10 protein-coding genes and 1 pseudogene are annotated in these 11,889 nt (G+C 49.3%); 2 read left to right on the forward strand and 9 right to left on the reverse strand.

The genetic code is table 11. The features are described from left to right. The first annotated feature begins 37 nt into the window (after window positions 1-37). On the forward strand, window positions 38-1,120 hold the full coding sequence (gene tsaD / locus HRU10_06735; protein NRA26928.1) for a tRNA (adenosine(37)-N6)-threonylcarbamoyltransferase complex transferase subunit TsaD: 1,083 nt from the start codon (window positions 38-40) through the stop codon (window positions 1,118-1,120). Here tsaD and HRU10_06740 read toward each other — a convergent pair. The 4 genes and pseudogenes from HRU10_06740 to HRU10_06755 form a co-directional block, all read right to left on the reverse strand. Continuing rightward, entirely contained in the window at window positions 1,096-2,418 is a 1,323-nt protein-coding gene (locus tag HRU10_06740) for an NCS2 family permease (GenBank protein ID NRA26929.1), read from the reverse strand. The genes tsaD and HRU10_06740 overlap by 25 nt on opposite strands. A 316-nt stretch (window positions 2,419-2,734) precedes the next feature. Next, window positions 2,735-3,232, reverse strand: coding sequence for a hypothetical protein (locus HRU10_06745; protein NRA26930.1), 498 nt, complete (start codon window positions 3,230-3,232; stop codon window positions 2,735-2,737). A 474-nt stretch (window positions 3,233-3,706) separates the two neighbouring features. Further along, window positions 3,707-3,808, reverse strand: a pseudogene (locus HRU10_06750) (prepilin-type N-terminal cleavage/methylation domain-containing protein). Window positions 3,809-3,863: 55 nt separating this feature from the next. After that, window positions 3,864-5,681 carry an amidohydrolase family protein gene (locus tag HRU10_06755; protein ID NRA26931.1) on the reverse strand — a complete coding sequence of 606 codons (1,818 nt, stop codon included), beginning with the start codon at window positions 5,679-5,681 and terminating at the stop codon, window positions 3,864-3,866. 448 nt (window positions 5,682-6,129) lie between these two features. On the opposite strand from HRU10_06755, the gene HRU10_06760 reads away from it, so the two are divergent. Then, window positions 6,130-7,263, forward strand: a complete 1,134-nt coding sequence (locus HRU10_06760; protein NRA26932.1) for a response regulator — start codon at window positions 6,130-6,132, stop codon at window positions 7,261-7,263. 353 nt (window positions 7,264-7,616) lie between these two features. Here HRU10_06760 and HRU10_06765 read toward each other — a convergent pair whose 3' ends face one another. From HRU10_06765 to HRU10_06785, 5 genes are all read right to left on the reverse strand, one after another. After that, on the reverse strand, window positions 7,617-8,528 hold the full coding sequence (locus HRU10_06765; GenBank protein ID NRA26933.1) for an ATP-binding protein: 912 nt from the start codon (window positions 8,526-8,528) through the stop codon (window positions 7,617-7,619). A 171-nt stretch (window positions 8,529-8,699) separates the two neighbouring features. Beyond that, window positions 8,700-9,338 carry a hypothetical protein gene (locus HRU10_06770; protein ID NRA26934.1) on the reverse strand — a complete coding sequence of 213 codons (639 nt, stop codon included), beginning with the start codon at window positions 9,336-9,338 and terminating at the stop codon, window positions 8,700-8,702. Window positions 9,339-9,344: 6 nt separating this feature from the next. Beyond that, window positions 9,345-10,190: a phosphate/phosphite/phosphonate ABC transporter substrate-binding protein gene (locus HRU10_06775; protein NRA26935.1), complete on the reverse strand. Its 846-nt coding sequence runs from the start codon at window positions 10,188-10,190 to the stop codon at window positions 9,345-9,347. Between the two features lie 13 nt (window positions 10,191-10,203). Then, entirely contained in the window at window positions 10,204-11,394 is a 1,191-nt protein-coding gene (locus HRU10_06780; GenBank protein ID NRA26936.1) for an HDOD domain-containing protein, read from the reverse strand. A 30-nt stretch (window positions 11,395-11,424) separates the two neighbouring features. Further along, window positions 11,425-11,889 (reverse strand): IS630 family transposase (locus HRU10_06785; GenBank protein NRA26937.1); only part of this gene is annotated, 465 nt, incomplete at its 5' end.

Here is an 11,889-nt window from a genome sequence, read left to right on the forward strand (position 1 = left end):
CATTGACGTGGCCGGAAAATCGGTCGATGAGACCAAAATGATTCTCGGAATCGAATCCTCATGCGATGAATCGGCACTTGCTCTGATTGAACCCAGCACAGGCATCATCCACGCCGAACTTATCGCCAGCCAAGTCACCCTCCATGCTGAGTATGGAGGCGTGGTACCTGACCTCGCAACCCGGGCACATTTGGATAATTTCCCAAATTTGCTCGGCGAGCTCGCTAGACAGGTCCCTCACTGGCAGGAAAAAGTAGATACGATCGCTGTCACCTCAGGCCCCGGACTCGCGGGGTGTCTTGCCACTGGGATTGCCACTGCAAAAGCCCTCAGGATCGCCCATCCCACTACACGCGTCGTGGGAGTCAATCATCTCCGAGGCCACGCTTATTCTCCATTCATCCCGAACTGGATTGACTATCCTGGCTGCGTGAATGCGCGAATCGCGCCATATCTCCCCCATCTCGGATTGATCGTTTCCGGCGGCAACACGCTATTAGTGAAAATTGACGAACACCTCCGAATCAAAGTGCTCGCAGAAACCGTTGATGACGCGGCAGGCGAGGCCCTGGACAAAGGAGCAAAACTCTTGGGCATGCCCTACCCAGGCGGGCCTCATATCGAGCGAGTCGCCCTTGAGGGCAACACGGCCTACCATCCCTTTCCCGTAGCAGCTGGAGCACGCAACGATCGTCGCTTTTCCTTTTCTGGTTTAAAGACAAGCCTACGCTATCTCTTAGAAAAGACAGATGATGCGACTCTCCGGAAGCACCTCTCCGACATCTGCGCCAGCTACCAGTTCGCCACCATCGAACAGCTCGCTCGCAAGACGACTCACATCTGGGACACCCTCGGACCTTTTAAAAGCATCGGTCTCTCAGGAGGCGTTTCAAATAACGGTGCACTCAGAGATCGCTTCGCAGCGCTCACCAAAAAACTCGAAACACCCCTCCTTTTAGCGGAACGTCGACACACCGGCGACAATGCCACCATGATCGCCTTTGCAGCGCACCTAGATTCCATAGGCTGCGACCATTCAGGGCTCGATGGCTTGAGCTTCAACCCGTCGTGGTCGATTGACCATGACGTCGTTGATCAACCTCCCCAAACATCTAGATAGTGCAGCGCGAACAAGGCAGCCAAAATATAGGTCACGACTGAGACATCTCGAAAACGGCCTAAGGCCATTTGGATACCTACATGCGTAATGAACCCCAAACCGATCCCCTCACTAATACTGAAGGTTAACGGCATAGCCAGAAGCGTCACAAACGCCGGAGTCAGCAGCGCCACATCGTCTAAATCAAGATGACGGACACCTTGCATCATGAAAACGCCTACCATAACCAATGCTGGTGCTGTGGCTTGGTTCGGAATTATCAAAATAATAGGTGTAAACAGGAGCGCTATCAAGAAACAGGCACCCACTGTGATCGCAGTAAGCCCCGTACGCCCTCCCGCCTCTACTCCAGCTGCAGATTCAACGTAGGAAGTCGTCGTCGAAGTACCAAGTAGAGCTCCAATAACAGTAGCGCCAGCGTCTGCCGTAAGTGCGTTACCCATCTTGGGTAGCTTGTCATTCTCATCGAGCAAGTCGGCCCGACGTGACACGCCGATTAAGGTGCCGATCGTATCGAACAGATCTACGAATAAAAGCGAAAGAATAAGCGGATACACCTCTCCAAAATTCTCGAAAGGAAACCATAGATTTAGGGAAAGAAACATGTCTCCAATTCCTGCGGGTGCCGACATTATCCCATCAGGCATTGCCGTAACGGAACCGTCACCCATCGGCAAAAAGAGACCCACAAGTGTAATTCCTAAGATCCCCAAAATTATGGCTCCGGGCACTTTCTTGATCACCAAGAAAGCCATGAACACGAAACCAACAATCGTGAGAATCGAAGATGGTTTAGAGAGGTCTCCTACCGTGACAAGTGTCGCTGGATTATCGACGACAATTCCAGCGTTCTTCAAACCAATGAACGCGATGAATAAGCCAATACCGCACTGAACACCTACTCGCAAATTAGCTGGAATCGCATCGGCTATCTTCGACCGCACACCTGTGAGCGAAAGTACCAAAAAGAATATCCCATTCCAAAATACCAGCGCGAGCGCATCAGCGGGCGCAATCCCAGCACCCAAAACAATTGTAAACGCAAAATAAGCGTTGAGCCCCATACCCGGAGCCAGCGCAATTGGATAGTTGGTCAACAGCGCCATCAGCACACAGCCAATTGCCGCAGCTAGCCCTGTAATTGTGAGCATCGTTGCTGCATCCAATCCGGCATTACTCAGAATCCCCGGATTGACCGCCAAAATATAGGCCATTGCGGCAAAGGTTGTGATACCTGCAATGACCTCAGTTTTGACGTCTGTATGGTGCTCTTTGAGCTTAAATATTCGATCTAGCATGGGAATCTAGCATCCAGCATTTGTCTTGCCGTCAGCGAGATCGAAAAAAACTGAACTTTCTCAAAATATTTTGAACGGAATCCGATGTGCGGAAACAAAGTATACAGAAGCAGTAGTATTACACAGTTTCAGTCTAGTTTGTAGTTTGTTTCGTGAAGGCTCGTCGGCTACCCCGGCGGGCCTTTTCGTTTCTAAAGACATCAAAGCAGTCCAAACTTAATTTGAGGGACAATATCCAAGCAACTCCTCCTGTGGCACCGCGGAAGTCTCTCATTCAGAACACGAGCCCACTCAACCGATAGATCCTATCGCTGCATCAAAATACTGCCTTCAGGACACGGTTTTTCCGAATGTATCGCTTAAGCGGCACCACTCTTCCATTTTCCCCCTCTACCGTCATCCATCCTCGATCAGTGCGGATCAGAATCAATACATGGCGCACATCTAAGAAACGTCCTACATCTGCACAGAGGACGCCTACCGCGGAGTTGGCTTTGGAAATATTGCCCGACTTCACATTTTGCTGAAATAAGGCAGACTGGAAGAACACACAGAAATTATCACAATCGATGCCTTCACTCTGATAAAAGGCCCGGCTACTCTGAAGATAGCGTTTATAGAACGGTAAGAATTCCTTTTTGATCCAGCGATATTTAGGCTCTTCGTATTTTTGTGCGCTGAATTCTGTGGAATGTATTCCATAAGGCTTCAGCTCATCACTAATTTGCCTAGCTGATATAAGATTATCAGCCCTCACTTCGCCGAGCGTTGCAAAAGCAATTACCAAAAGATATAGCTGTAGAAAAGGTCTCATCCGACTCGAGATGGCACGCACGCACCATCGCTTTAGAAAGTCGCCCGATCTGTCGAAGACAGTAACTTTACTTAGAAATCACTTTGGGTTATCTCTAAAATAGTGCGGCAAAGGTCAGTTAGCCAAGACCATATAAATGCGATCATCCTCGGGCCTGCGGATCAAACCCGTATCAGCATCGCCATCATCGTAAATTTGATCTACCTCGCCAGCCTCTTCTTCAGTGATTGTAAAGCCTATGACACCCACCCCATGGAAACCATAGTCCGAATCCCAATCCCAACTTCCGCCGATAGGCGTACCTGCATCCCAGGCTGTCTCGTTGATGTAGCCTTCCAACTCATTTGGCAATATCCCCGTATTAGCGTCCTGAATCTTTTCTGCGCCGGTTTCAAACAAATAGATCATACCTGCCTCAGCATAGGCAGTGGAATCGTTCATGAAGGTCGAAAATTTTGAGTTCAGCCTTATTTTCTGGAAAGCTGGGATGGCAATCGCGGCGAGCAAACCAATGATCACCACCACGATCATAATCTCTATCAAGGTAAATCCCAAAGGCTTTTGCTTCGTGACCATTCTGGAGATCCAGCCGACAGAAAATGAAGAACCTTGAATATTTGAATGAAAGGGTTTATGAGAGCTTATTCTCAAACAATGAAACGATCTCCATTTGTGGCACCAGGATGAGCCCTTTATCGGTTATGCGGATCTCTGGAATGACTGATAAGGGAATCAAGTTATAACCCATGTATGGCAGAGAACAACCCGCAGCATCCCACACCTGTTTCAGCTCAGTCGTCAGCTCAGCCACCTCTGTAGCCCGTTTATCAGAGATTAATCCAGCGATGGGAAGAGGGACACAGGCTTTGACATCGCCAGCGTCGACCACCACCACGCCGCCTTTCTCCGCTTCAATCGTCTTAAGCGCGAGCTGCATATCAGCAGCATTGTGGCCAGCAACGATGATATTGTGCGCATCATGACCCACTGAACTAGCTACCGCACCTGACTTGAGCTTAAAATTTTGCAGGAGGCCATGAGCAATCTCTCCAGATTTACCATGGCGCTCTACCACAGCGACGAAACAGCAATCGTTTTCCTCAAGAACAGCTTCCCAAGACTCCGGAGCAGCAGTCAGCTCAATTTTGCGATGCAGAGTTAGGATACCAGGAAGCTCGGTCCGGATAATGTTAAAGGCACCAGCGCTCTTCGGAAGCGGCGGAATGACGTCAAGAGATTCAGGGAGTTTTACCGTGTCGTAAGCGGCAGCAGGATAGACGTAGCGCTCGGACTCGAGTTGCTGTTCTAATTTCTCAGTAATCTGTTTGTCCTCAACAACCAGCGCACCCCCATACCACGTGCATTGGGGTTCATGAGCGTCATTGAGCAGCACGATGTCAGCTCGACGACTATGCCCCAGAGCACCCAACTCATTATCCATGCCAAAACGAGTCGCTCCATGGAGCGAGCCCATAGACCAGGCTTGCTCCGGCGTCATACCCGCGACCATGGCTTGACGCGTTACCCAATCGAGGCCGAAGAGAAAGAGATCATCCGCGTCACGATCATCGGTGCACACGCAGACACGCTTGTGTGAAGCACCCAACTCCGTAACCGCTTTGATAGCCTCTGGCAAAGAATGCCACGGCGTGGTCGGTGGACCACCACGGAGAAAGACCCATATCCCCGCCTCGATGAAATCCTTCGCAATATCCCTGTCGATAGCCTCGTGCGTATCTGTTACACCCGCAGCGGCATAAGCTGCCACAAATTCCCGCCCATAGATATGCCCAGAAACCGGGCGCCCCCGCTTCAACGCCTCACCTATGATCGCATGGCTCCGCTCATCGCTGAGACACACCGGAACAAAGTCCATTTTTTCGCCCAGTGCGACCGCCTCTGGCCAAGCGTCGAAAATCTCACCCACCTTATCCGGCGTCAAATCACCTCCAGCGGTTTCCAGCCCCGAATGGGTAGCGGGCACTGTACTGGGGACCGTGAGGAAAATGTTTAACGGGGCCTGGCGTGCATCCTCCAGCATCCACTCCACTCCAGCACTATCGCATACATTTCCTATTTCATGGCTGTCGCAAAAAATCGTCGTCGTGCCATTGAGGAGCGCCGCCTCAGCATAGGCACAAGCACTCATCATACTCGATTCAATGTGAATATGCGGATCGACCAGCCCAGGAGCCAAGATCCCGCCCTGCGCGTCAAACACCGACCCCGGCTTCTTCGCTAAATCTCTGTAACTGCCTGCCGCTTTCACTGCCGCAATTCGTCCGCTATGCACCCAAATCTCATGATCCGGCAGCATTGACTCCGAATAAACACTCAATATCCGCGCACCCGTTATGACCGTATCGGGTGCCATCCGCCCCGAAGCCACATCGGCCAGGGTGCGCGTTACTGAGTGCAAGGGCGGGACAGAGAAACGGGAATAGGTCATGCAGTCTGTTAAATAATGGGTCTCAGGATTGTCTGGCTTCACACATTCCAAACGCAGGTCAGACATGCCCTTGGAGCTTATGGTGAATACACTATCTCCAAACATAGCGACTGCTTTGCCGATTCGCGAGCAATCAACGAAAATCCGCGCGCGGGTTTCTAATTCACCGCACCCAAAAATCATTTGCCATCAAGGCCTTCTCTGGGAACAAATAATTTTCAAAGTTTGCGATAGAGCCACTTCGAAACGCAACCTGAAGTCCATAATCAGATTGCTAGGGTTGCCCTAACCCAGGGTCTGAAAATTGCTTTTTGGTGGCATTAGATCCCCTCAAAAAGTTTCCAAAAGAGCTCGGAAATAGAAAAATAATAGACTCAATTTCAAGGCACGCTTGGCGAATCTTAACCCCAGACATATTATTCAAAAAAACGACTAATTTTTAGCTCAGATGAAAGCAAACGGGAAAATTCTTTGCGTCGACGACGAAGAGAATGTCCTGTCCAGTTTTCGCCGTCAGCTTCGGAAAAAGTTTGAAATCGTCACCACAACGCGCGTTGACGAAGCCTTGGGGTTTCTGAGCTCCAAAAAAGACATATCAGTCGTCGTATCCGACATGCGAATGCCGGAGATGCACGGCGCTCAGTTTCTTTCCAAAGCCAAAGAAATCGCACCCTTTGCGACGCGCATCATGCTCACTGGGAACGCCGACCAAGAGACTGCGGTTCAAGCAGTCAATGAAGGGGAAGTATTTAGATTTCTCAACAAACCTTGCGAAGGCGACCAACTCGAGGACGCACTCAGAGCAGGCTTAGAACATCATCGCTTGGTCAGGCTCGAGCATGACCTGCTCAATAAAACGCTTACGGGCAGCATCCAAATGATGTTTGATATCCTGTCGATGACCAACCCGCTCGCATTTGCTCAATCGGTCCGCCTAAAAAGCTTCGTCATCGCCATGGGAACCTACATCGGGGTGAATAATCTCTGGCAACTCAAAATCGGAACCATGCTCGCCCAAATCGGTTGTTTGACGATTCCTGAAGATGTCTTGGATAAACAACACCATGGAGAGCTCCTAACAGACGCCGAAAATCAAATGCTCTCAAAGCGGTATCGCGTAGCTCAAAAAATCATTAACCACATCCCCAGGCTCGATACAATTGCTGACATCATCGCCCTCCTTGAAAAACGTATCACACCCGAGGAAATTACATCCCAAAAGAGCATACACTTTATAGCCGCCATCATCCAAGCAGCCTACGATTACGACCTCCTTCTCTTGCAGGGATTGAGTCATGTCGAGGCCTATGAAAGCCTGTATCAACGCGAACACAACTATCATCCCAAAATCCTTTCATCATTCGTCGCGGTAAAACCCAAAGAGAAAAAAGTCTCCATTATCGAAGTGCCCATACAGGCCTTGCGCCCCGGCATGGTCATCGCAGAAGAATTGAAAAATGATTCAGGCATACTCCTCGTCCCCGAAGGCTTCAGACTGAACGAAGTCTTTTGCGAAAAGATAAAAAACTTGGGCATCCAGCGAAAACTAGGCAGCTCCAAATTCAAAGTCTTCGACCAGTGAGCACGCGAGCAACGCTAATATAGACAGAGCTCCAAGACATCAGGCACTTGGGTTACGACTGCCCCAAAAGGCATTGGCCCCAGATCCCAGCAAGACTTTTTAGCGCGGCAGACTGTGTCTCAGTTGCCGCGATCTATTGCATAATCCAGGTTTAACGGGCCGTGTTTGCTACGCGTCGATGACTTTTTACGGATCCGTGAATTTTGGTTCTACTGTGGCCAAACAGTCAGTCGTCTCGGTGAGACGCCCCTACCATCGAGGCCCGTGCTTACCTAGATTGTGAGGTTTAGGACACTTTTTCTAAAACATCTGAGTTCGTGGCATGTACCAGCCTTTCTTTGTGTAGTATCAAATCAACCCGCAACGGCCTCGTGCGAATCCCCTATCGGCGAATCCTGTTCACAGGGAAGCATGACGCGAAAGGTAGTCCCCACACCTTTCTCGGTCGTGAATGTAATGTCCCCACGATGTCGATTTACAATAGAGTCGTAACAGATCGAGAGGCCCTGACCTGTTCCCTTACCCACTTCCTTGGTCGTGAAGAATGGATCGAAGATGCGTTGCTGGGCGTCCTCTGGGATACCGGCGCCATTATCTTCAATAGAAAAATTAACCACACCGCTATCCCCTGACCACGTCCTGACTTTAATCAGGCCTTGTAGGCTGTCATCCGCTTGCTTCGATTCTTCGATGGCATGGGCAGCGTTGACGATCAGATTGAGGATGACTTGACTGATCTCGCTGATGCTACACAGGGAATCGGGTAGACCTGGCTCGAGCTCTAAGTCCATCCACGCAACATACTTCCATTCGTTCGTGGAGAGCGTCTTGGTGTCATTAATGATCTGATTGATGTTCGCTGTCGCAAAACTCTCGGTCGATGGATGAGAGAAGGTCTTCATGGCTTGGACGATGGTAGACACACGTCGCGTGCCTTCGATCGATTGCTCGATTGCCTTGGGTAACTCTTCTTCGACAAACTCAAAATCGTGCTCATCCAGGATATCGGCCAAGCTGGTAATCTGACTCTCTATCGCTTGCGCTGCTTCGGCATGGGGAGCTTGGGCTTTTAGTTTTCCGATGATGTCAAAGAGATCATCCTTAGACTCTTGGATGAAACTGAGATTGGAGGAGATGAACTGAATGGGGGTGTTAATCTCATGAGCAATGCCCGCCGCTAGCTGACCGACAGACTCCATCTTTTGAGCATGTAATAACTGAGCCTGCGCCTTTTTCTTTTCTCTTATTTCATGTTCGAGCTCCACGATCGTCTCCGCCAGATCCTGCGTTCTCTCTTGAACTCTATCAGATAGTTCATCCCTCGCCTTCTCTAGATCACGCCGATTTTCTTACAGTTTCTTCGATGTGGCATTCAGCGTTAAAGCCAGTTTCTCGGTCTCATGGGTTTGGTGCTTTATCTCAAGCGTATCGCACTCTTATCCCGTCATCCGAGAAGCGTAGTCTGTAATCTGTTCAATCGCCTTGAGCGGACCATCAAAGAAACGCCAAAAGACGAGGGTGGATAGGAGCAAAAAGACAGCGAGAAAGGAGACTCCTTGTTTCCAGAGTGCGGCGTTCATGGAATTGAGATCATCCATGGATGTAATCAACCTGACCCATCCGATGCGGTCTTCAGACTCGATGGCAACCCACGTGGTTATGGTATCATCATGAATAGACTGGGAAAAACCGTCTCCTGGAACCTCTACCTTATCCAAGCTGAAGACTTCCTCAATCTCTCCCGTATCGCCTTTCCTCGCCGCGCAAATGAGGAAGCCCTCAGGGTCATAGACCCAGATCGAAGTCACGCGTGAAAACTCAGCCGTACGCTCTGCGGTTTCCGAGAGTTTGTCGTAATCCTCATTCAGGATCCATTCCAGGACAGACCGAGATAAATTCTTTGCTAGGATACTCGCCTCATGCAAATACTCCTTCGAGAGCGTCTCTTTATGCTGATTTATAAATGTCGTCGTCACCCCACCTAGGGCTACCGTAAGCGTTAAGATACACACGGCGATGACCTGGACCCGTAGACGCTTCCAGGAGAAAAATCTGAGGAAAGATGACTCGGCCATAAACAATCACCTCATCGAACCCTCAACATACTGAGACAGGTTTAATGCTCCCAGTGGAAAGTAGTCGGTGTCATAGTCACTCAACACTGGCTCTGGAATCCCAATTGCCCTGAGCCTCTCGATACCGCTTTCTCCAGAATTAAAGAGTTCAATCACTGCTTCAGCAAACTGCCGCTGGACCGCCTCCGGCACTCGGGGATGAACGCATATCGGATGAGGGCGCACCCCTGGCGTTTGATAAATGAGGCGGAGCTGTTGCCTCAGATTTTCCGGCTCAGCGTTATAAGTGCGAGCGACACCCCCTCCGGCCTCACTACGGCCCATCGCTACGTGCCGGTAGACATTGCTGTGCGTCTTCACATACTTTGCTCGGAAATTGATGCCTTCTTTTTCCCTCAAAAGTGCGCGCATATAAAGCGATGCACCGAAAGCATTGGGAGCAGGAAATACGATCAAGCCCCCATCTAGATCCTCTAACGATTCGTAGCCAGATCGCTTATTCACCCAAAGCTGACCAAACAGCATCTTGGTGCGGTCTCTTATAATCGGTGTATAGCCTTGAAGCTCTTTAGCTCTAAACGCGTGAAATGGATTCATATACGCGAAGTCAACTTCTCCAGCCGCCACGCTCTCCTCAAATTCCTCGATCGAAGCATGGTGGATTATTTTAAATCCCACCCCAACCTCTTGCTCAATAAATTCCAATACAGGGCTCCACCTGTTTTCGATTTTGTTAGCGCTGATCTGTGGAACGATAGATATCGTATACTCAGCATACACGACACTGTGTAATAAGCAGCATACCAAGCCAATGGATAAGTATTTTCCGGTATCTTTAAGAGTTAAAATCATAAATGTAATGCTTTCAGTATTGAGTATAGGACAATAATTCCTGTTCCGGGATATCAGATATCTGATTTAGGTCTTTAATAGAAAATAGCGCTGCTTCAGGATCGTTGGCTTCCTCTATTGCAACCAATCTATCCGCCAGCGTGCTCGCTTCTCGGATTCCTATTAAATCATAGGTTAATCCGTCCATTGAGTGATGTGAAGCCACGGCCTCTCCAACCTCATAAGCGAAGCCCCAAAGCTGTAACAGGTAAGCACCTACCGTCGCATGGTTTTCTCCAAATATTTCTTCCTCAGCCCTAAACTTCTTATCAGAATCCTGCGGGTATGTGTCATGAAGGATGATGTATTTATACGGATTGTAAGTAAGCAGAATTGTCTCTCCAATATTGAGTAACATTCCCGCAATAAACGCATCGTCAGCGAGGGAATTGTCTTCGTTTTTATCTTTAAAAATAGACCTTGATAGCCGTGCTACTTTGAGGGAACGTGAGCGCCATTTTTCGAGATCGAACATCTGAGAAAGAGAATCGGAAAGGATGGAGAAGACTTCCTCCTTGAGGATCAAAGCGCGGATTGTTTCGACACCCAAGGCAGCCACAGCCTGCTCGCAATTCGAGATCCGACTACCGAACCCAAAGCAGGACGAATTGACTGTCTTTAAAATCTTTCCAACGAGCGCTGGGTCAGACTCGAGAATTCTACTAATCTCAGAGACATCACATGCCTCGCCTTGAATCGTATCCACGAGATCGCGATATAACTTAGGAGGTGTGGGCAATGACTCTGTCTGACCGATAAAGCCCTTCAATTGATGGCTGCTCATTGATTCGAGAAGCCAACTTGTTTGTTCAATACGGGTCCTAAGTTCATCTGGATCGCAGGGTTTCGAGATATATTGATGGGCTATATTAAACGTCTTCACCAACTGCTCCTTGTCAGAATATCCAGACAAGACAAAACGGACGACTTCAGAGTGCTTGCTTTGCACAATTTTAAGGAGTTCCGCCCCATCCATCTCAGGCATGCGCATGTCAGAGATTATGATGTCAATATCCTCGTTTTCGAGGATACCCAGTGCGGTTTGGGCATTATCACAGAAGTTCATATCCCACTGCTTTCTATAGGGCCTTAACGATCTTCGGATCGCTCCTAATACATAGGGTTCATCATCGACGAAAAAAATTCTATTTTTTCGCTCCATCATTTTATTACTCCGCTAATGCAAAAGGTGACTTCATGCGGCGTATTTGGCATGTGGGTGTTGGAAGCATGAAATGATCTTTTTCGGGCGTATGGAGAGCATATACATGGCGACGTCCACCTTGGCTCTTAGGGTTATTGCGTCGTTAGCCGGACCGCCTTTAAACGCTTCATGCTTGAGGGTTTGGTTGAGGTATTCGTCTGGGTTGAGCTCCGGGCTATAACTAGGCAAGTAGAACAGTTCGATGCGGTGCTTATGGTTTTCCAGCCACTCTTTGACGAGTTTGCTGTGATGGACACGGAGGTTGTCGACGATGAGGAAGATCTTACGTTTTCGGTGCCGGATGAGCCGTTTGATGAAGTCGATAAAGATGTCGGCGTTGAGGGCCTGTTTCAGGGCCATCCACTGCATCTTTCCTTGATTGTTGATCGCGCTTATGACGCTGGCATGAAAACGTTTGGCAGACTGGCGCACGACGGGAGTTTGCCCTTTGGGAGC

The organism is Opitutales bacterium (genome assembly GCA_013215165.1).
GTDB lineage: Bacteria > Verrucomicrobiota > Verrucomicrobiia > Opitutales > JABSRG01 > JABSRG01.

Bases quoted from the DNA above. Each gene is read 5' to 3' on its own strand.
- HRU10_06775 (NRA26935.1), bottom strand. From the start codon at position 10,190: ATGATTTTAACTCTTAAAGATACCGGAAAATACTTATCCATTGGCTTG.
- HRU10_06745 (NRA26930.1), bottom strand. From the start codon at position 3,232: ATGAGACCTTTTCTACAGCTATATCTTTTGGTAATTGCTTTTGCAACG.
- HRU10_06770 (NRA26934.1), bottom strand. From the start codon at position 9,338: ATGGCCGAGTCATCTTTCCTCAGATTTTTCTCCTGGAAGCGTCTACGG.
- tsaD (NRA26928.1), top strand. From the start codon at position 38: ATGATTCTCGGAATCGAATCCTCATGCGATGAATCGGCACTTGCTCTG.
- HRU10_06780 (NRA26936.1), bottom strand. From the start codon at position 11,394: ATGATGGAGCGAAAAAATAGAATTTTTTTCGTCGATGATGAACCCTAT.
- HRU10_06755 (NRA26931.1), bottom strand. From the start codon at position 5,681: ATGACCTATTCCCGTTTCTCTGTCCCGCCCTTGCACTCAGTAACGCGC.
- HRU10_06760 (NRA26932.1), top strand. From the start codon at position 6,130: ATGAAAGCAAACGGGAAAATTCTTTGCGTCGACGACGAAGAGAATGTC.
- HRU10_06740 (NRA26929.1), bottom strand. From the start codon at position 2,418: ATGCTAGATCGAATATTTAAGCTCAAAGAGCACCATACAGACGTCAAA.